The organism is Pedobacter superstes (assembly GCF_037622515.1).
Lineage (GTDB): Bacteria > Bacteroidota > Bacteroidia > Sphingobacteriales > Sphingobacteriaceae > Paradesertivirga > Paradesertivirga superstes.
Genome location: NZ_JBBJCN010000001.1, coordinates 845,307 through 866,351, shown reverse-complemented (window position 1 = coordinate 866,351; position 21,045 = coordinate 845,307). Strand labels below are relative to the sequence as shown.

The 21,045-nt window shown below is 42.0% G+C and carries 17 protein-coding genes and 1 pseudogene; 6 read left to right on the top strand and 12 right to left on the bottom strand.

The annotated features are described in order from the left end of the window. Positions 1-108: 108 nt before the first annotated feature. The 8 genes and pseudogenes from WG906_RS03730 to WG906_RS03695 all read right to left on the bottom strand — a co-directional run bounded on the left by WG906_RS03730 (position 109) and on the right by WG906_RS03695 (position 6,764). Positions 109-1,494: an FAD-binding oxidoreductase gene (locus tag WG906_RS03730; protein ID WP_339991178.1), complete on the bottom strand. Its 1,386-nt coding sequence runs from the start codon at positions 1,492-1,494 to the stop codon at positions 109-111. A gap of 208 nt (positions 1,495-1,702) precedes the next feature. Next, complete coding sequence (locus WG906_RS03725) at positions 1,703-2,275, bottom strand: DUF4256 domain-containing protein (RefSeq protein WP_339991177.1); 573 nt, start codon at positions 2,273-2,275, stop codon at positions 1,703-1,705. Positions 2,276-2,394: 119 nt separating this feature from the next. Beyond that, complete coding sequence (locus tag WG906_RS03720) at positions 2,395-3,000, bottom strand: YdeI/OmpD-associated family protein (protein WP_339991176.1); 606 nt, start codon at positions 2,998-3,000, stop codon at positions 2,395-2,397. 36 nt (positions 3,001-3,036) lie between these two features. Beyond that, a complete protein-coding gene (locus WG906_RS03715) occupies positions 3,037-3,420 on the bottom strand; it encodes a DoxX family protein (protein WP_339991175.1) in 384 nt (127 codons plus the stop codon). Beyond that, positions 3,417-3,890, bottom strand: coding sequence for an SRPBCC domain-containing protein (locus WG906_RS03710; RefSeq protein ID WP_339991174.1), 474 nt, complete (start codon positions 3,888-3,890; stop codon positions 3,417-3,419). The genes WG906_RS03715 and WG906_RS03710 overlap by 4 nt, the downstream gene beginning before the upstream one ends. 5 nt (positions 3,891-3,895) lie before the next feature. Then, positions 3,896-4,219: an ArsR/SmtB family transcription factor gene (locus WG906_RS03705; protein ID WP_339991173.1), complete on the bottom strand. Its 324-nt coding sequence runs from the start codon at positions 4,217-4,219 to the stop codon at positions 3,896-3,898. Positions 4,220-4,613: 394 nt separating this feature from the next. Beyond that, positions 4,614-5,564: a homocysteine S-methyltransferase family protein gene (locus WG906_RS03700; RefSeq protein ID WP_339991172.1), complete on the bottom strand. Its 951-nt coding sequence runs from the start codon at positions 5,562-5,564 to the stop codon at positions 4,614-4,616. 267 nt (positions 5,565-5,831) lie between these two features. After that, positions 5,832-6,764 (bottom strand): annotated as a pseudogene (locus WG906_RS03695) (NmrA family NAD(P)-binding protein). Positions 6,765-6,830: 66 nt separating this feature from the next. Here WG906_RS03695 and WG906_RS03690 point away from each other — a divergent pair. Then, positions 6,831-7,181 carry a winged helix-turn-helix transcriptional regulator gene (locus tag WG906_RS03690; protein WP_339991171.1) on the top strand — a complete coding sequence of 117 codons (351 nt, stop codon included), beginning with the start codon at positions 6,831-6,833 and terminating at the stop codon, positions 7,179-7,181. Positions 7,182-7,296: 115 nt separating this feature from the next. On the opposite strand, the gene WG906_RS19410 is transcribed toward WG906_RS03690, so the two are convergent. The 4 genes from WG906_RS19410 to WG906_RS03680 all read right to left on the bottom strand — a co-directional run bounded on the left by WG906_RS19410 (position 7,297) and on the right by WG906_RS03680 (position 15,512). Further along, a complete protein-coding gene (locus WG906_RS19410; RefSeq protein ID WP_489737891.1) occupies positions 7,297-7,410 on the bottom strand; it encodes a DUF3024 domain-containing protein in 114 nt (37 codons plus the stop codon). Continuing rightward, positions 7,376-7,600, bottom strand: a complete 225-nt coding sequence (locus WG906_RS19530) for a DUF3024 domain-containing protein (RefSeq protein WP_489737893.1) — start codon at positions 7,598-7,600, stop codon at positions 7,376-7,378. Before WG906_RS19530 ends, WG906_RS19410 begins: the two co-directional genes overlap by 35 nt. A 560-nt stretch (positions 7,601-8,160) precedes the next feature. Next, on the bottom strand, positions 8,161-10,470 hold the full coding sequence (gene tamL / locus WG906_RS03685; protein WP_339991170.1) for a translocation and assembly module lipoprotein TamL: 2,310 nt from the start codon (positions 10,468-10,470) through the stop codon (positions 8,161-8,163). Further along, a complete protein-coding gene (locus WG906_RS03680; protein WP_339991169.1) occupies positions 10,467-15,512 on the bottom strand; it encodes a translocation/assembly module TamB domain-containing protein in 5,046 nt (1,681 codons plus the stop codon). The genes tamL and WG906_RS03680 overlap by 4 nt, the downstream gene beginning before the upstream one ends. Before the next feature lie 101 nt (positions 15,513-15,613). Here WG906_RS03680 and WG906_RS03675 point away from each other — a divergent pair, with 101 nt between their 5' ends. The 5 genes from WG906_RS03675 (at position 15,614) to WG906_RS03655 (ending at position 21,035) form a co-directional block, all read left to right on the top strand. Continuing rightward, positions 15,614-16,954, top strand: a complete 1,341-nt coding sequence (locus WG906_RS03675; RefSeq protein ID WP_339991168.1) for a serine hydrolase domain-containing protein — start codon at positions 15,614-15,616, stop codon at positions 16,952-16,954. 123 nt (positions 16,955-17,077) lie between these two features. Continuing rightward, complete coding sequence (locus WG906_RS03670; protein WP_339991167.1) at positions 17,078-18,556, top strand: cobyric acid synthase; 1,479 nt, start codon at positions 17,078-17,080, stop codon at positions 18,554-18,556. Between the two features lies 1 nt (position 18,557). After that, positions 18,558-19,571 (top strand): pyridoxal phosphate-dependent aminotransferase, encoded by a 1,014-nt coding sequence (locus tag WG906_RS03665; RefSeq protein WP_339991166.1) that lies wholly within the window; start codon positions 18,558-18,560, stop codon positions 19,569-19,571. Beyond that, positions 19,556-20,500 carry an adenosylcobinamide-phosphate synthase CbiB gene (gene cbiB, locus WG906_RS03660; RefSeq protein WP_339991165.1) on the top strand — a complete coding sequence of 315 codons (945 nt, stop codon included), beginning with the start codon at positions 19,556-19,558 and terminating at the stop codon, positions 20,498-20,500. Before WG906_RS03665 ends, cbiB begins: the two co-directional genes overlap by 16 nt. Then, complete coding sequence (locus WG906_RS03655; RefSeq protein ID WP_339991164.1) at positions 20,493-21,035, top strand: AAA family ATPase; 543 nt, start codon at positions 20,493-20,495, stop codon at positions 21,033-21,035. Before cbiB ends, WG906_RS03655 begins: the two co-directional genes overlap by 8 nt. The last annotated feature ends 10 nt before the right edge of the window (positions 21,036-21,045 follow it).

Below are 21,045 nucleotides of genomic sequence, written 5' to 3'. Positions count from 1 at the left end.
GCCACGGGGATGAATGGTTAAGGCTAAAAGGTTTCTAAAGCACAGAGATTCTAATTCCTGCCTGTTTCTATTCTTTGTCTTTCCACCCCAGCACGGGGCCGTAACGTTTTATGTTTTTAATGTTGGTTTAATGTTTTGATTTACCCTAAACAGATTATTGGGGTCATATTTATTTTTTATAGATACCAGCCGTTCATAATTATCGCCATAAGTTGCCTTTACACGGTCTTCTCCTTCATCCATCATGAAATTTACATAGGCGCCACCAGCAGAATATGGATGAAGCGCTTCCCAATATTGTTTAGTCCACGAAGTGATTTTTTCTTTATTTGCGGGATCAGGATCAATTCCTACTATTACCATCGCCCAGGTGGCATCGCGAAAATTCCATGCCGTATCCTTTTTATCAACACGGGCAGCAGCGCCATTGATAGGGTACAAGTGCATGGTTGTTAAAGGAGTTGGCATAGTTTTACCGAATGAAATATGCTTTTCAATAGCTTCATCGCTCAGCTCATTCACAAAGTCTGCACGCCAGTACCATTGCAAACCTGCAGGTAATAAACCATCAAAAAGTGTTTGTAAAACGGGTTGTGGCAAGGGGCCGACAAAATCAAGAGCAGGTTCTTTGAAAGCGCGAATGGGTTTAAATACTTCTTCTGCTTTTTCCAATGGACCGGTGTATGACCACACAATTCCGCACATTTTCTTTAGGTGAAGATGCTCGGGGAAAGGGGGGCCGGGAGGAACTGTAAGGAAGGCGAAAAATCCATTCAGGTCGTCAGGCGCGTCTTTTATCAGTTCGCGATACCATTTCATAACGTCTTCGGATTCGTCCAGCTCCCATAACATCGGACCGCCATATAGCATATCTATCGGGTGCAACTTAAAGGTGAAGGCCGTAATTACTCCGAAGTTTCCGCCACCACCCCTTACAGCCCAATATAAATCCTGATTTTGATTTTCATTTGCTGTTATAAAACTTCCGTCGGCCAATACCATATCGACTGACAGCAGGTTATCAATGGTCAGGCCGCATTTTCGGGTAAGATAGCCAAGCCCACCCCCGGTTGTCAATCCTCCCACACCTGTAGTAGAAATAATTCCGCTTGGCGTAGCCATCCCAAATACATGAGTTGCATGGTCAATATCACCCCATAAACATCCTCCGCCGGCCACGACTGTTTTTGACGCCGGGTCAACACGAGTGTATTTGATAAGAGAAAGGTCAATTACTAATCCGTCATCACAAATCCCTAATCCACCGGCATTGTGTCCTCCGCTGCGTATGGAAAGAAGAATATTATTTTCCCTCGCAAAATTTACCGACCGTATCACATCCGCCACATCTGCACATCGCACAATCATGCGCGGGCGTTTGTCGATCATGGCATTATAAACTTTGCGGGCATCGTCATAACCTTCATCCTGCGGTTGTATTAAACCGCCTCTTAATGTCGCCCTGAATTCCTGAATAGAAGTTTCGTTAAGCATGACAGATTTTTTTGGATTATAAATTACCAGGGAATATTCCTTTTGAATTGATGATGAAAAACATCATCAATTCATTATACTAAAGATAAAGTAATTACCATGAAAATTTAAATATGGCATGTTACCATTTTTTGTGAAAAAAATTCACAAAAGTGGATCTGAGTCCAAATTACCGTCATTTTATTTCACTCCAATCGCTGTCTGCAAATTAAACCCTTAGTGAGCCACGGAAACCTCTGGCTGCATAGTAAGATTCTGCACCGTTGTGATACAGGAAGACATTGTTGTAGCGGCGATCACAGAAAACGGCTCCACCCAGTTCTCTGATATTGGTCGGTGTTTGCACCCAGCTCGATGTTTTCTTATCGAACTCTCCAAATTTCTGCAGTTCCCGGTATTGTTCTTCTGTTAAAAGTTTAATGCCCATAGCATCGGCCATATCAACAGCGCTATTTTCTGGTTTATATTCTTTCCTTGATTCCAGAGCCTCCCGGTCGTAACAAAGACTTCTCCGGCCTTTGGGGCTTTCTGCTGAACAATCGTAAAAAATATATTCGCCCGACTTTGTATCATAACCAACAACATCTGGCTCACCGCCGCTTATTTCCATTTCGTTGAGTGACCACAGCTTTTCTCCCGAATGTTTAGAATCCAGTTTTGCTTGTACTTTATCCCATTCGATGCCTTTGTGGCGGTTCGTGTTTTTCTCAAAACGGGCTTTCAATACTCTGAGAAGATCTTCACGTTGATCTGGTAACAAGTCTTTTTTATTGCTATTCATGTTGCTCATAATTTTCTGTTATTGGTAGAACAGGTTCATCGGATATGGATTGGTTAAGTTTTTTCCGAACCCGAAAGCCAATGTCTTGATTTTTGACTAATTATTTCTTATCGAAAGTATTAATCATTTAATCCCTTTCCATTAAGAATTTGCGGCATACATTTTTCAATCCTCGACTCCCGGGTTTTGGATTGTTTGGGTGCAGAAAAGTGGAGAATATATGCCCTTTGCCGTCCCGGCGTCAATGCCTCAAACGCAGTTTTCAAAATAGGGATTTCATCTAATTTGTTTTGAAACTCATCTGGAACAATGAACTCGGCAGTTTTTTTTAGATCTACTTTCAAACCGGCTTTTTCCACTTCAATAGCTTCATAGATATAGGCTTTAAGGATAGCTTCCATCTCTGTTATTTGCTGAATACTTGTGAACCGAATCTGGCGAGCCGCCTGCACATTCTCCGTTTGTTGTATTAGAATGCCATTGGCATCATTTAACAAGGCACCTTTGAAAAACAGAAACGCACAGTATTCTTTAAACACGTGGATCAATACGATGTTACTTTTTTGGACCTCCCGCCCGGTCGACCCGGTCGGACGGATATAGCAGGGAACACCCCATTTTAATTCTTCAGTTAGCTGACAGTCAAGAGCGATCGTTCTCAATTTTTTGATTTCTTCCTGCCACTTGTTGGCTTTATTAAAATAAAAATCAACCTTAGGGTTCATGCTATTCAATTTATTGATAATGAACTGATTTTTCTATCAGATGGCCTGAAATACCAGGATACTACAGTGAGAATGAGTAGTAATACCGGCCCAAAATATTCTTTGGCGCCATCTCCGCTGGGCAAGGTGAGAAAAGATGGCTCCCGACATCGCAAAAAGAAAGCCTGCATAAGCCCATTCCTTTAATAAAGGAAATTTAGGACTAAGCACTGTTACCACTCCCAAAATCTTCCAGATACCTATTATTACCAGAAGGTAGCCGGGATAACCCAAATGCGTAAACATATCTGCCTCTTCTTTCATTTTTAATACCTGCACAATTCCGGTTGATAGCATTCCTAAGGCCAGCCAGACAGTAGCAATCCAATACCCGCCTGAACGGATCCTCCGGGCAGGGATGATTTTATTTCTCTTTGTCATAATGCATTAATTAATTTGCTTACAATATCTTGCAAGCGGTTATGTGCCATATTTATGCCTTGAGCAAAGGGGAGCTTCAGCATTTGGTCTCTGAGTGCAACTGATCTATATACTATATGCATAGTAAGTTTGCTGGTGTCGTCAGTAAGTTTTTCAAATTCCAGGAACTCAAGCTGGATTTCAAAAGGCGTATTCTCCATTTCAAATGTACGCGTGATTTTTTGGTTGGGGCTAAACTCATGAATTACGCCGTTAAATCCATGTTTAGTTCCTTTAGGATCGGTTGTTTCAAATTGCCAGCTGCCGTGCTTTTTATTTTCGAGTTTCAGCACTTTCGTTCCCATCCATTGTTCAACAATTTCGGGATCTGTATAGGCTTTAAAAAGTAATTCCAATGGCAAATCAAATTCCCTTGTAACCAGCAATTCCTGTTTGCCGTCTTCAGCATTGATTTTTGTTTTTGGCTCCATAGATTTTATTTTTTTGATTGATAGTTCTTCATGATCGATTCCAACTTATTAAATCGATCATCCCACATTTGGCGGAATGGTTCGATAAAGTCAGCTATTTCTTTCATCTTTTTGGGATTTAAGTGATAGTGGATTTCCCTGCCGTTTTGCTCTTGTTTGAGCAATTCGCACTCGGTGAGTATTTGAAGGTGCTTTGAAACTGTAGGTCTTGCTGTGTCAAAATTTGATGCGATTGCACCCGCCGTCATGGATTGTGAAGCTACCAATACAAGTATAGCCCTTCTTGTAGGGTCTGCGATGGCTTGAAATACGTCTCGTCTTAAATTCATTGCGTAGCTATTTGACTACAAATATAGATGTAGCTATTTGACTACGCAAATTTTTCTGTGTTTTCTGGATGGGGGAGGTTTGAGTGGTTTTCTAAATTCAGAAATGGTAAATGCTTTTTATTCTTTTAATAGCTTTTCTACCTCGTCTTGCAGTATTGGTAGGTGCCTATTATGGTATGAAAGGACTGATTGATGTGTTGCTTTTAAATCCTATGATTGTTTAACCAGTCACAAGTATGCCACACACAGGCAGCCCTGCATACTTGCGCCAAATCACGGGCGGGCTTTTCAGCACAAATGTTTATTTGGCACACTGAAACTTCCTGTAACCACAAAACCGTCTATGGAAAATGAAACCCCGCCTATTGCGAATGTGCCGGTATGCACAGTCATGTTAAACGGTCTTAACCTGATTTGCAATTTCAAGAACATGTTCCTCATCAGTGCCGCAACATCCACCAAAAACATTTAGCTGATTAAATGTATGTTTTAGACTTTTATGCTCATTACCTAATTCCTGCGGATTGCCTCTATCTAATTCTGTAGCCTCGTCCAGCTCAGCATGGCTTTTGCAAGACGCATTAGCCCTGATTCCTTTTATGCGCTTTGTCCAATGCTCATTTTGCCCCCCGAGTAATTCATTTTTAAAGTGGGTGGGATGTGCACAGTTAATCATAAAATAAAGAGGAGGCTCTTTTACGTCTTTATCAACTTGCTCAATAGCTTCCTTTAAACTCATTCCTGTAGGGAGTTTGCCGTTGGTTTCAACGGTAAAGGAAATCACTACAGGAAGGTTAACAGCACCCGCTGCACGGGCAATGCCAACAGCTTCTTCTACATAATTCATAGTAATGGCCGAAATCATGTCAACAGGTGTATGACTAAAAGCCTCTATTTGCTCTGAATGATACTTTTGAGCTTCTTCAACAGTCATTATAGTTTCAGGTTTATAGCCATCACCACGAGGGCCTACACAACCACTGATAATAATTGTATTTAATTCATCTCGAAATTCACTTTTTAAATCAACCAGGAGTTGAACAGCCTTTTCATTAATCTTCGATACTGCAGATTTTGGATACCCAATTTTTTCAATCCAATCAGGGTTGGCCCGCCAGGTTGGACTTTCCAAGATAAAACCTGCTTTAAAATCTTTTGCAATTTTCAAGTATCGTTTATAATAATTCCTAATAGCGTTACATCCTTTCTCGTCTTTCAGTAAATCAAAGGCTGCAAAATAAGGAAGTTCAAAGCCTTCCAGGAAAATCAAAGTCGTTTCAAGTCCACCATCGGTTAAGAATAAGTCGGCAGATTCGTTTGGTAAAATTGTTTTACTTTTTGTCATAGTGAAAGCTTTTGATCGTGCATAACGTTGGGCATTGGCGTTGTTGCGTAAATAGAATTCCGTCAGCCGAATATAGCACAAAAGCTCAATAGTATTAATACGGTTGAGCTTTTGTGCGTCAGCCGCCATAACGCCAATACAAGGTTAGCGGCTGCCTTTTTGCTGTCCGTTTCAGCTTAGCAGCTTAAGTTTTCACCAAAACAGATTAAATTAATATTTTCTATCTTTCATTCTTCAAATTAGAAAAATCCACAGGTTGACCTTTGCTTATTTTACTTCGCTATATCCTTCCAAAAGCAGCGATTTGTTTCTCTCTAAATAGGCTTTCAGCGATTCCGGCTGGATTCCAAAACCTGCGGCTTCCTGAGGATCAACTTTATAACCTTCAACTTCTTGCCACAAATAGCTTTGAGCCGCCAATTCGTGAAATCCGAATTCTACAGCTTCTTCAATGGTTATTGTCTTTTCGTCAAATTGTTTACCGGTAACTGTTGAAAGAATCTCCGCTATTTCTGACAGTGTCAGTTTATCACCGGCAACAGCAAATTCCTTCTTGTTGAATTTTTCAGGTTGTGCAAATGCTTCAGCGGCAAAACGACCAATATCAGCTGGGGAAATCCAATCTAATTTTGTTTCAGGACCGATTAGAGTGTACAGCTTGCCTTGTGCCAGGGTGGGGAACATCACTTCACTCTTAGATGGGAGCAAATTCTCCATAATTAAAGGCGGCTTGATGATTGTCCAATAAGAAAAACCTGCTTATTTAACAATTTTGATGGCTGCCGCTTTTTCTTCCCAGTAAGTAGGTTCCCATCTGCCTTTATTCCAATCCACAAAGTTTTCGTGTTCACCTGCACGGGCGACAGATGTATGCACAATCTGCTCTATTCCTGCTGTCTTTGCTGCTGCCACCAAATTTTTTGCGTGTTGGGTTTCCTCTCCCTTATTTCCCGGATGAGAACCCATTTGTAAAGAGAATATCCCCGTGGCGCCTTTCGCAGCCTCGGTTAAACTTTTTACATCATCAAAAGATGCTTCTACTACCTCTATATTCTTCGCAGCCAAGGCCTTTGCTGCTTCACTGTTTTTATTTCGTACAATAGCTCTTACAGCTATATTTTTAGCTAATAGCGCATCCACTACGGCTCCTCCTTGTGTACCAGCAGCACCAGCTACCAGTATCAATTGTTTCTTATTCATATCGCTTTAAATATTTTGTAAATTTACGCTTCGATTGGTTTACAAACCATACCAGTTACCTAAAGGATGCCAGATATACAAAATGCCAAAATAACTGTTGAACAACAAATCCGACACTTACAAGACACCTTGTATGTGATAAACGGAAAGGGGAAATTGCCGATATTAGTAGCTGTTCACGAGGGTAACAGCCGGTTCCGTGACATCCAGCGAAGTGTTAATGGTATTACCAGTAAAGTTTTATCCAAAGAACTCAAGGAACTGGAGCTGAATAAGCTTGTCGTACGAAAAGTATATGACAGTTCTCCTCCAATCGTGGAATATACTACTTCTGATTATTGTGATACTTTGCAAAAAATGGTAGCGGAAATGATTGATTGGGGCAAAAATCACCGCGATAAGATTCGGGAGGAATGAGGTATTGCCTTAGAATTTAAACTGCACCGAAAAAAATTAGAATGTAAAAGTAGAAAAGGAACGAGATTCACCTCACCCGGGACTAACTTAAACCAGATGTTAGGAGGCGTTTCTGTCAGCCCTTGAAGCAATGATATTTGTCCTCGTCAACAGTTTTCAAAAAGTCGCTTAATTGTCTAACGAACGGTTTAGGCTCATAAGCGCACCACTTTTGCTTGCACGTTTCCAATAAATTTTCCAAATGTTTTGCTCTTAACAAATGTCGCCTTAGCATATCCGGTCGTCATAATTTCTTTAGGGTTCTGCCAAATGGGTCTAATTTCGTTTAATATTACACATTGGTCATCTAATTCGTAACCGATGTCGAGTTGATGTCTAATTTCCGGTCGAGGCCTAGCCGAAGCCATGTAATTCTCCATAGCGGTAGGCATTCTCTAGTCGCCATGTTTATAATTTAAGCCTCTTCTCGCGTTAGGGCGTATTTCCGAATAACCTTTTCGATTCGTGATTTTGTTAATTTCAATTCCAGTAAGATTAGAAACAAATAAGCGGAGAAAATAATTATTACCGTCAAAAAGTTGTCGAAAGAAGTCCTACCAGCTATTAAAAAAGCAAGATTTAGCAACAAGCCTACGGAAAATAATCCAAACACTACAGTTGCCAAAAATGAGAGGCGAACTTTATAATAGGTTTGATCGGTATTCTTTGGGAAGTTTATTATCAATTTTGGAAGCACTCTCTCAAATGAAGTTCTCAGCCGCGTGAATTTGAGGTCTTTTTTTCCTTCAAGTCCTAGAAAATACTTTAGGTGCGGGTTATTTTATCTTTTCATAATATTGGTTTAGGTTTTCACAAAGTACTATTTCACCAGCGGTGGGTGTTGTCACCAACCGCTCTTCGACTTACCACCAAGTCTGTTACTTAACACCGACCACAGGGGTAACCGACCACTGGGGAAAAAGGCAAATGAGCTATTAACCTAAAACGGGTATCCGATAGCCAGGTTAAATACCAGGTTTTCCCTTCTCCAATCTGGGTTGGCAAATTTTATATCTTTAAAAACCCAGCGTTCGCCTTGGGGTAGCCATGGTTTGCGCAGGGGCATAGCAAGATCGGTTCTCAGAACGAAAAATGTCAGGTCAAAACGTAATCCTACGCCGGTTCCAACGGCTAACTCTTTCAGAAAGTCTTTACTGAATTTAGCGCCGGGCATATCTCCATACTTAGTTTTTTCATCCATGAGCCAGATATTACCTGCATCCAGAAACACTGCGCCGCGCATAATCTCATTTATTTTGGGCCGGTATTCGGTGTTTATTTCGAGCTTGATGTCGCCGGTTCTGTCTGCTGCTATAGATGTGGTACCTACGGCCTCATCGGGAAGATAAGAACCCGGACCTATAGAACGAGCTCTGAAAGCTCTTAAACTGTTCGTCCCACCAATAAAAAACTGTTTTATAAAGGGGAGAGAAGCAGAATTTCCATAAGGAACGCCGATCCCGGCAATTATTCTGCTGGCTATTTGCGAACCAAAGCCTAAGTTAAAGTAGTGCCTGAAATCATTTTCTAAACGTGCGTACTGAGAAAATACCGTTCCGAAAACTTCTTTCTCCCGTCCTTTATCAACATTGGCGCCGGTTGCTAATCCTAAAATTGTACCCGCTACCTCAATATTTCCGTTATAATAAAACGTGTTGGTCTTTCGGGTTTCACTGGTGTTGGTAAATAAGAAATTGTAACTCGGACCTATAATAAATTGGTCTTCGATGGCTCTTTGCAAACTAATATTTGTGTTTATCAAACTCCTGTAGGCATTAGTTACATTTAAGGCTTTTACATAAGTTGCCGAAAGTAAGTTTAACTGATGTTCCCTTTTGATATTATCTTTCCAGTTGTAACCAAAAGATGTTCTGAATGAGTTTAAGGTATAGCTTTCATACCTGTTTAACAGGTCCGCGCCTAATGTTATTTTTGTATGCGGAATAAAGGCACTGTTTGATTTGAGACCTATAGGAGCAATAAACCTGGGAATATTCAGACTGGCTTCGGCGCCTAAGCGAAAAATATTATTGCCTTTATTGATTCCTGAGACCTGAATATCTGTTCCGCCATACGCGCTAAGCGTTAAAAGTTCTGCTCCGCGGAAAGCGTTCCTGTTTCTCCAGCTCAGTGTGACTTCGGTCCCGGTAAAATTGGCCGACGTTGTGCGTCCGGTTAATTCGGCACGCAGAGATTTTTTTGGATAGGGAGTTAAATAATAGTACGTGTCAAGTGAATTATCTCCGCTTGCAGGAGTTTCTACAAATTCGTTTTTTACAAATTTAAACGTGCCTAAACTCATTAACCTGTTTAGCGACATGTTATGGTCGGTGCGGTTATACAAATCACCTTTATTAAAGAACATAGTCCGTTCAAAAACCTGCGGCTTAAACGTGCTGGAGCTGTCTATTACGTAAAAGTCGCGATGTTTTATGCCTTCGGTGATACTGGTAGAGTCTTTAGAAACATCGTAATTTGAATAAACGAAAATGTCGTTAATGCTGTAAATCTGCAGAGCCTTAAGCGGGGTACTGGTTTTTACATTCACAATTAAATCAACTTTGTGCTCATTGTTGGTGCTGTCTACCTGTACAATAATATTCTCCGGACTGAAATAGTAAAAACCCTGTTCCTTCAATCGTGTATCAATACGTTCGCGCTCTCTTTTGATCACATCCAGATCATAGCCGTCGCCTGGTTTAAGAAAGCTTCGTGGAGAGCTTGCATTCACTGCTTTCCCCAAATCCGAACTGTCGGTAGTAAATACCACAGTATTTATCATGTATTGAGGACCGGTAGTTGTTTTGAAAGTTAAGCGGGCACGTTTTCTTCGCAGGGTGGTGTCGGGTGTTACCCCCGAGCGGAAGTACCCCCGATTCTCTAAACGGTTAAGCACCAGGGTGCGGTTGTATTCAACCTTGACACTGCTGAACAGTACAGGAGGCTGACCAAATTTGTTGCGAATTTTATTGCCTATGCCGCCTTCTTTTTTAGGGTTACCCCAAAAGTTATAGATCCAAAGTTTAAAAGGCATACCCAGGAATCTTGAATTAGGTTTTGGACGCAATACTCCTTCCAATTCGCTGGCAAGTGCCTTGGTTTCTTTCCGCCTTGTATTATCACCGTCTTCTATTCGAACATTTCCGCCTAAATATAAATAGTCGCCCTCGGGTACAGTTTTAACTGCACTGCAGGATGCAAGTACGAACGCCGTAAAAATTAATAAATGTTTGATGATATCTGCCTTCATTTTGTAGCTTCCTTTTCGGCTGTTTTCTGCGCTTCTCTAAGCTGCTTGTCTTCTTTGGTTCTGCTTTTAAAAATTTCCTGAAACTTGTTGTAGTCCATATTTAAAATAAAACTCAAGCCGGTTTCAATAACCTGTCCTTCTACCGCAACAAGATATTGGTCTTTTCTATAGGCACGAAGCAGATACCGACCGTCTTTCGATAACTGGTAATCAACCGCAATATCGCCGGCTATATTATTGGTACGCTGTCCGGCGCGCTGTGGCCCTTCGAGCTCGAAATTACTGCCGATAGAAACTTTTAAACGGTCGTTTAACAGGCGTTTCGATGCAGCCACATTCAGATCGGTACGGTTTTTCAATTCACCGCTTGTGTAATCATCTGTAGCTTCCAGGTTAAAGCTCAGGTCTACTCCACCTATCAATCCTCCCGCAAGGTTATTCAATTGCTCTGTCAGCAGCTTACTTACGCTTTGTCTTGCCAAAGATTCGGCACTGGTTCCACCTGCATTGCTCTCGAAAGGATTTTCAGCTACGAAACGGTTAAGCAAAACCAGAGCAAAAGCTTGCTTGTTTAATTCAGAGGGTTCCTCTCTTAACTGATCTAAACGGGTGTTTACCGTCGAAATAACATCTCCGGAAACAAAGTAATTTCCTTCAGGCAATTCAATGTCGAAAGAGATTTGCGGTTTCATCAATTCGCCTTTAAGTTTAAGCAAGAGTTGAAAAGGCAGGCGTTGTTTGTAGGTGTTTAACGTAGCCTGACTGGCCCCTGCCAGTTGAGACTGTACCAGATCTATCGGAGCGGTTTCCGCAACATAAATTGCTGTTACATCCATGTCGCCGCTGGTAGGTTCACCATTCCATGTGATTGTGCTGCCCTTTTGTATATCAAATTTTCTTTTGATGAAATTAAACGATAGTTCGTAAGCGCCTTCCTCCAATATATAATTTCCTATTAAGGTAACTTTACCGCTTGGGTCAATACCGCCGGTAAGCTGTGCCTGTCCTTTAACCTTAATGAAGTCGCCGTTTCCCTGGTCAACGATCAGGTTAAATTCAGCTTCCTTTGATATTTCGATTGTCGAGGCAACATTATATCCGGTTAAAGGAGCCGTATTCAAGGAGTCAAGACCGGTAGTAAAAACTGTTGATACTTCAGGGTCGTCCATATCCACAAACTCTACAATTCCTTCGCGTTCTACAACTCCCGGATTGGTCTGCGGAAGCAGGACCGTAAGTCTCGTGTTGTCCAGAACTTTCAGATCAGCGTCAACCTCGGGATTGATCATGCTGCCACGAATCCGGATGCGGCTGTCAACAAATAACTGGCCGTAATAAAGCTCGTTGTCTTTAGCTGTTGAGTTCAGCACCTGGAAATTGTCACTGTTTACGTCGAGATTAAAATTATAGTCAAGGAAATTTTTGGTGTAAACCATCCCGTCAATATTGGCAGTATTTCCTGCAGAGTCCAGCAAAGTGAAGTTGTTGAAATTTATGCCCGAATCATTAAAACTGATTCGTTCATCATCTACCCGGTAAAGCGAATTGAACATGCCAATTCTAAAAGCGGCATCATTGAAGTTCACGTCGCCGTTAATTCTTGGCGCTTCCGCCGTACCTGTAATTGCCAGACGGCCGCTTAAATTTCCGCTTGCATCTTTCATGTTACCCATGGTAAACCCCTGGATACTTTGAAGGTTGAGAGTGCCGATATCCAGTGTCATATCAAAACTGCTGTTATTGATATAGTAATACCCATTCATGTTTACCTGATTCCCTTTTCCGGTGATTCCTATATTGGCTGCCAGAGTGTTTGCCCGTTCATTATTAACTTTCATGGCGATGTTTCCTATCGTATCCCCGCGGAAGTTAAAATCGCTTACCGTTAAATCGGAAGTGAAAATAGGGGAGGTCTGGAAATTGCGAATCAATGCATTGCCGTTGATGGTTCCGCCGGCGAGCAATGAATCCTTTCTAGCCATCTCTGTAAGGGTTTCAATCCTGAAGTTTTTAAAATCAACCGACATAGGATTGTTTAGTCCCATGGGTTGTGAGTTGATACTGATCAGCTGATTGCTGTTACTAAGCGTAAAGTTCCGTGCCAGAATCCCACTGCTTCCGAATTGAATAGCATTGTTCTGTCCGACGATCCATGGATCGTAATTCAAAATCAACCCGTCAGGCAAAAGGCTGAATTCGAAGTTTGCCTTCATCGCCCGCAGATTCCCAGCGATACGGTAACGCTGGCGGTTTCTTGCGTCCTTAACCTGAAAGTCGGTGGATATAATATTATTCTGAATGGTCCCGGTAAGACTTGTGTTTAGAATTTGAAACTGTGCGCTGCCGAATTTGTTAAGCGCGACGGAATAAGTAAGGGTATTTCCGTTTGCGTCAGGACTAATATTAAAAGCCAGATTATTCAGATCGTAAGTTCCGTAAACCAGGCGGGGAGCCGTGCCATTAACTGTTAATGCTCCTGTTTGATTGTTGAAATTTCCGGCCAGAGAAATGGTAGACATTTCCTTTATTTCGGGAACGAATTGCTGCACCAGGGGATTGTTTTCCAGCCGGGCATCAAATTTCATATATTGAGCCGGGCCACTCGCTCGGGTGATAACGGTGGCTCCGTTTGGATTGTAATAGCGGTTTAATGTCGACTGTATAGCCGGGCCGATCTCTGTAAGCTTATATTTCCCCGAAGCATTTGCGCTTAAAAATTCCGAGCGTACCTTCAGCGTATTACTGTCTGCATTGGCTGTCGAAACTGCGCTAACCGAATCCAGATCGATGCGTTTACCCTGGGTCACCATTAAAGCGTTGGTAAGCAATATTTCTCCGTTTAAATAATCAGGATCGGCGGTTTCTAAATCGGCAACTATTTTTCCGCGAAAGCGGAAATCATCTGGTGAAAAATGCAGTTTTTGAAGGTTCAGGCTGTCTATATCCAGGGTAGCCTGAATTTTTGGATACTTGTTTCTGAAGTTTGCTCTGGCGTTTAAATCGAAATCGATATTAGGGTCCGTCATAAACGCTTTTGCCGTTATCGCCCCGTTCTTCGCATTAGCGCTTAATGTTAAGTTGCGGTAATTGTATTTATTATACTCGGCGCGGATAACTTTTCCGTTCACGGTTCCGCTGAAGGTTTTCGCGTCCATACCGCTGCCGTTAACATTCATCCCCATTGTTATCCTTCCGATGGTGGCTTCCTGTTTAATCATCCGGCCAACATTAAAATTATAGGTATTGATGCGGGCATTATATGCCGGAACTTTGCCAAAGCTGAATGTGCCAATAGTTTTAGCACTTCCGAAACTGGAGTTCAGGTTAAGGTTTGTGCTGAACCGGGTCATGCTGCCCTTAAAGGTTCCGTTCATGCTTAGGGCTTCAGGTATTCTGATATTTGACGGAATGGTTCCGGCCGGTACGAATGAATAAATATCGGAACTTCGGGTCGTAAATCGGTCAATATCCAGGTCGAAGTATGCTTTATTCATATCCGGAAGGCCTGTTATTCTGCCTGAGGCCCTAAGGTTGGTATTTCGGTAGCCCGATACTTCCAGCCCTGAGATCGACAGGTTTTTAACCTGTCCGTTTACACTCCCGTTAATGTGCAGCACCTCAGCAGAGTTGCTTTTGAATGGTTCCGTAGAAGCCAGATCGGGCATAAAGACTAACACATCCCTGAGGCCAAGGCGGGTATTGTCTAAATCGGCATCGATCCGTAAATCACCGGGATTTTTGCTAATATCTTCGATCGAAGAATACGCCAGTTTGATGTCGTTCCTGATTAATGTTTTATCTGTTTCGAGATACAGATCTTCAAGGGTTGTTTTATTATTTCCGTAAAAGAAAGTGGTTCTTAAGCGGCGCAATTGAAACCCGCTTTTTTCTGTGAAATTGCCGGAGTTTATTTTACCTGAAATAGTATCTTTCGCAAACAGGAAATTATTGGCATCAAGGTTAAGGTTCTTAATATCCAGGTGTCCGTAATCCATTCCCCGTCTTTGCACAGGAAGGTTTTGGTCATTATACCGAAGCTGAGTGTTGGTAAGCTGAATATCATCTGCGCTAAAACCCCAGAACGTAGCCACGGCTTCAGCTTTTTCTTTCACCTCTTTCACAACTACCTGAGCCTGAGGTTTGGTGCCGAGAGTAATATTGAACATCGAATTATCGAGCTTAATGCTTTTTAAATCAATATTCTGTTTTTTCATATCCAGTTTATCCGACTCGATGTCAAGATTGCCGATGTCCATATCAGCGTTTAATGCAGAAACATCATTTCGATACTTAACTTTTACACGGTCGATTTCTGCAGCGCCAAGAACAAGATCTAAATCAAGGGGAGTAGCTGCCTCCACCATATCTTTTTGTTTCGAGTCGCTTTTTATAGCTGGTTTACTCTGGATAATTACCGCATTAACTCCCGAAAGTTTAAACTTCGGAATGTTGAACCGCATTTTTTCCATGTCGAACTCTTTAACACGGGTATCAAAATGCGACAGGTAAAGGCTTACATCGTTTGCGGTAGGTGCATCCTGATACTTTAAGCGGATTCTGTCCAGGTTGATTTTATCAACAGAAAATTTCATTGCAGCAGCAGTTGTATCCACTGGCTGCGGAGAAGCCGCTTGCGTGGCGAAGGCTTTTACAATATAATCAAAGTTGAAAACACTGTCGGCGCCGCGATTCACGTTTAGCGTAACTCCGCGTAAATCTATTTCGTTTATTTCTACGGTATTCTTTAAAAGTTTCAGAAGGCTGATGTCAACTTTTAGAGTATCGCCCGCAAGAAGGGTGTCTCCTTTTTGATCTTCAAAATAAACATCCTCCAGAACCACCAGTTTGGGCAGGTTCAAACTCAGTCGTTTAACTTCAACTTTAGTCCCCAGTTTCCCTTCCAGATAATTTACTGCTTTGCCCCGGGCAAAATTCTGTACTGCCGGTACTCTGATTAATATAAAAATCAGTATAAAAAGCAATATTATAAAGCCAATGATACCCAGCAGAATTTTTAATGATATAGTACCGAATCTTCCCAAATCTAGTATTGCTTATTACTCTATAATTTCAAAAGGCTGTAAATGTTTCAGATAAGGCTATTTTTACTCAGAAAGGTTTATTAAGCTTTTTATGTTCGGGAATGTTGAATTTCAGAAGACGAATTTTAATAGCAGGATTTTACTATTTTGCAGACAGTATACTCAGTACCATGAACAAACTCAATACAACATTCTTATCTCTGTTTTTTTCTATTTATCTAAACTGCGCTTTCGCACAAACTCAATTGCAAACGGCACCGCCTGCCTCCGCCCGGGTAAGTGCCGACAGATTACAGCGTATTGATAACCTGATTCAAAATAATGTAGATAAGCAACTTATTAGCGGTGCAATCGGTCTTATAGCCCGGGATGGCAAAATAGTTTATAACAAAGCTTTTGGTTATAGCGATATCGAGGCCAAAACGGCTTTACGTACAAATGATATCTTCAGAATCGCATCCCAAACCAAAGCAATTACCAGCGTGGCCGTGATGATGCTTTTTGAAGAAGGAAAGTTCTTATTAGACGACCCGATTTCAAAATACATACCTGCCTTTGCCCGGCCTAAGGTCCTTGATAAATTTAATCCTGCCGATTCAAGTTTTACTACGATACCCGCAAAACGTGAAATTACTATCAGGGATTTGCTGACCCATACCTCCGGCATAGATTATGCGGTTATTGGCACAGCGAATATGAAAGCCATTTATGCAAAGTCCGGTATTCCTCCTGGGTTTGGCAGTGCAGGCATCTTACTTAAAACGGAGATCGAGAAACTGGGTGCGCTTCCCCTGGTACATCAACCGGGAGAGAGGTTTACTTATGGTTTGAATACCGATGTTTTAGGGTATCTGGTGGAGGTCGCTTCGGGCATGAGCCTCGACAGGTTTTTCGCAGAACGCATTTTTAAGCCTTTAGGGATGAACGACACATATTTCTATCTGCCAGTATCTAAATATTCGAGACTGGTCCCGATTTATACTTTTGACAATCAAAACCACCTGGAAAAATACCTGCGCAACGGAGTGATAACGGCCGACTATCCTAAAAGTAAAGGAACGTATTTTTCGGGAGGCGCCGGTTTAAGTTCTACCATTTATGATTATGCCGTTTTTCTCCAAATGCTGCTAAATAAAGGTACTTATAAGGGAACCCGCCTTTTATCGCGCCGCTCTGTCGATCTTATGACCATGAACCAGATTGGAGATTTAAACGTGAGGACAGATAAGTTCGGCCTGGGTTTCCAGATTACTTCAAAAGAAGGTATGGCGAAGTTAGGTGTCACCGAAGGGACTTTCGCATGGGGTGGTTATTTCGGGACGACATATTGGGTGGATCCCGCAGAGAAAATCGTTGGATTGATCTTTATTCAGCAATCACCTTTACGCAGCGATATTCACGATAAGTTCAAAGCGCTGGTGTACCAGAGTTTAACTGATTAAAGTACAGAATAGAATTTATCAGACTTACATGGTTATTTTCCCTTCTCCATTGGGGATTAAATTTTCTGACACCATTTCAAAATCAAGTTAATAATCGCAGTTTTGCGGATATTTTAACACCCGATGGAATGCCGAAAGAAACTGAAGCCGGTAATGTTTGTAGGAACAGCTTCAGACGTAGGCAAAAGCATAATCACCGCAGGCTTTTGCAGGATATTTAAACAGGACGGATATGCTCCTGCCCCGTTCAAGGCACAAAATATGTCGCTGAACAGTTATGCAACGCCAGAAGGTTTAGAAATCGGTCGTGCGCAGGCTGTACAGGCAGAAGCAGCCGGAATTCCCTGCCATACGGATATGAATCCCGTTCTTTTGAAGCCGACCTCCGATAAAACTTCACAGGTAATATTAAACGGAAAACCTCTGGGCAATATGTCGGCCAAAGATTATTTTGCCTCATCTAACCGGCATAACCTTTTTCCCGAAGTTTGTGCTGCATTCCATCGTTTAAACCAACGTTTTTCCCCTATTGTGATGGAAGGAGCGGGGAGCATTTCAGAACTCAACTTAAAACACAGAGATATTACAAACCTGCGCATGGCCATTGAGGCCAAAGCAGCTACCTATCTGATTGCTGATATTGACAGGGGAGGCGTTTTCGGCAGCCTTTATGGCACCATGGAACTGCTCAGTGAAAATGAGAGGGCATGTATCAAGGGAATTATCATTAATAAATTCAGAGGCGACGCCGCCTTGTTTGATGAGGGAAAAAGGATGATAGAGCGCCTTTGCAGGGTTCCGGTGGTTGGAATTCTGCCTTATTTTATAGATATCGTTATTGAAGAAGAAGATTCTGTATCGCTGAAAAAGAAAAAAGGATATGCCGTGGCGGGTAAGGTCAATGTCGCCGTCATTCTCCTTAATAAGCTTTCAAACTTTACCGACTTTAACAGACTGGAGAAGGATTCGCGTGTAAACCTGTATTATAGCATCGATAAAAATGAAATCTCAAAAGCAGATATTGTTATCATCCCGGGCAGTAAAAATACAATTGAAGATGTTATCGCCTTAAGAAATAAGGGGGTGGCAAAAGCAATTACCGAAGCTTTTAAAAACAACAAAACCATAATCGGCATTTGCGGGGGCTTTCAAATGATGGGCCAACTGATTCAGGATCCTGAGTATGTAGAGAGCCGGATCGCCGAAGTTCAGGGCCTTGGTATTCTTCCGGTAAAAACGATTCTTCGAACCGAAAAAACTACTAAACAGTGCAGGTTTACTCATATGGATATGAGCGATAGCTGTACCGGATATGAAATACATATGGGCGAGACTTTCGCCGGCGAAAAAGAGCAGCCGCTGAACTATTTTGAAGATGGCCGAACTGATGGTTATCTACTTAACGTAAAGTGTTGGGGAACCTATCTGCACGGAATTTTGGATAATCCTTCCGTTATCAACAGGCTTTTGTCGCCCTACACAGAAAAAACTGAAGAGATCGGTGATTATGGTGATTTTAAAGAGGAGCAATACGATAAACTGGCTCTTCTGATAAGAAAGCATGTAGATATGGAGCAGATTTATAACACTATAAAACTCTGATATGTTGCAGGGGCACGGAGACGACGGATATCGCTACCAGTATCAAATTAAAGCCGATTTTAGCACCAATGTGTGGCACGGTGGAGAACCAGAAAATTTGAAAACACATCTTTTCAGAAACTGGGAATGTGTAAACCGCTACCCTGAAGTGATTGCTGAAAAATTGAGCGAAAAGATAGCAGCTCAATACCTGTTAGATACAGATAATGTTCTCGTAAACAATGGCTCTACAGAGAGTATTTACCTCATTGCTCAGGCCTGGCAGAACTCGCGCACAGCCATTGCTGTGCCTTCTTTTGCTGAATATGAAGACGCTTGTGCCATGTACGGCCATAACCTGACATTTGTAAACTGGGACGAATTACATGCGGAGCTTAAGATAAATGCCGACCTGTTTTTCATCTGCAACCCCAACAATCCTACCGGGTCTGTCTTTACCGAGTTGGAGACCCTCCTGCAAAACAACCCTGAATGTACCATTATTGTCGATGAAGCATTTATTGATTTTTCTCTTTCGGTTTCATCTGTAATTCATCTGATAAAGAAATATGCAAATCTGGTGGTGCTTCATTCGCTAACTAAGGCGTTTGCAATCCCCGGGCTGCGCTTAGGGTATATTGCGGCACATGCTGATTTGATTGCCAGGCTGAAGCGATTTAAATTTCCATGGTCCGTAAACGCGATGGCTTTAGAAGCCGGCCATTTTATTTTTGACAATTTTGCAAGCATTCAAATTCCTGTCCAACAGTTGTTGAACGACAAAAAAGATTTTGTATTAGCCCTCGCCGATGCACCCATCAGCGTATTTGAAAGCCACACTCATTTCTTTCTGGCTGAAAGTAATCGGGGCCGGGCAGCGGATCTTAAAAATTTTCTGCTATCTCAATTCGGTTTGCTAATACGCGATGCCGCAAATTTCAGAGGCTTAAAAGAAACTCATTTTCGTATTGCAACGCTTTCGCCGGATAAAAACCGGCTCCTTATAAAAGCTTTAGAAGCATGGAAGAATCATTAAAAGTTATTATCCCGCTTCTCTTAGGTTATTTGCTCGACTTGTTGTTTGGCGACCCTCATACCTGGCCGCATCCGGTCAAGCTGTTTGGAAATATGATATCTGTTTGCGAGAAATGGCTTAACAAAGGGAAATATCGCTTTTTAAAAGGGATGCTGATGAGTGCCGTATTTTGTGTACTCACATTCCTGGTATTCTATGTTTTGATGAACGCTCTGGCGTCGCTCAATTTATGGCTCGCGATTATTTCAGGGGGTGTTTTCGTTTTTTTTGGATTGGCCAACAAAAGTTTAATACACGAGGGCCGGGCCGTATTTAATGAACTTCAAGACAAAGGGCTGGAAGCAGGGAGAAAAAGATTATCCTGGATTGTAGGTCGCGACACATCTAACTTAAACCCACAGCAAATCAGGATTGCGGTTTTTGAAACTATGTCTGAGAATTTGAGCGACGGAGTTATCGCTCCTTTATTTTATTACCTGCTTGCCGGCGTGCCAGGGATGATGGCTTACAAAATGATAAATACATTAGATTCTATGATTGGTTACCGAAATGAGAAGTATGAGCTTTTTGGCAAGTTCGCGGCCAGGGTTGATGATGTGGCCAACTTTATTCCCGCAAGGTTAACCGCATTCTTGATGGTCCTGATCACCTTGAGCCGACAAGGGCTAAGCTTCATTTTTGCATACGGGAATAAGCATAAAAGCCCTAATTCCGGTTACCCTGAAGCTGTTTTGGCGGGAATTATGGATACGCGTTTCGGAGGGCCAAATGTATACCACGGTAATCTGGTGAAGAAGCCCTATATCGGCAAGAATAGTCGTGAAATAGGGCATTCAGAAATCGGTGAAGTAGCCCGGATCAATCATAAAACTACGCTTTTGATGATATTTCTGGTGGTAATATTTTTATACTTTAACAAGCTTGGATAAGTTTATCATAACCGGAGGCCCGGGTTCGGGTAAGACAAGTTTAATCGCGCATTTAGAAGATTTAGGGTACAGTTGCTCAAAAGAAGCATCAAGGCAGTTAATTGTGGAACAGGTTGCAAAAAACTCAGATATTTTGCCCTGGCTAAATTTGAATGCTTTCGCAGAACTGGTTTTGGAGCGGATGAAGAAGCTTTATCATGAAACTCCGGCCAGTGCTGTGACTTTTTTCGACCGGGGCATACCAGATATTATGGCTTATCTTAAAGCGGTCAATATGCCCGTTGACGGTAAATATTATGAAGCGTTAAAAAATCACCCCTACAATCCCTGCGTTTTTATCCTGCCACCCTGGCCCGAAATTTATGTGAACGATCAGGAGCGCTGGCAAACTTTTGCCGAGTCTGCGGCACTCTACCGGGCAATCAAAGAAACCTATCTTGAATTAAATTTTCAACTTGTTGAGGTGCCCGAAATGCCGCTGGAAGGCCGTGCGGCTTATATTTTAGATGTAATGCAAATTCCACTTAACAGATAATGCAGAATAT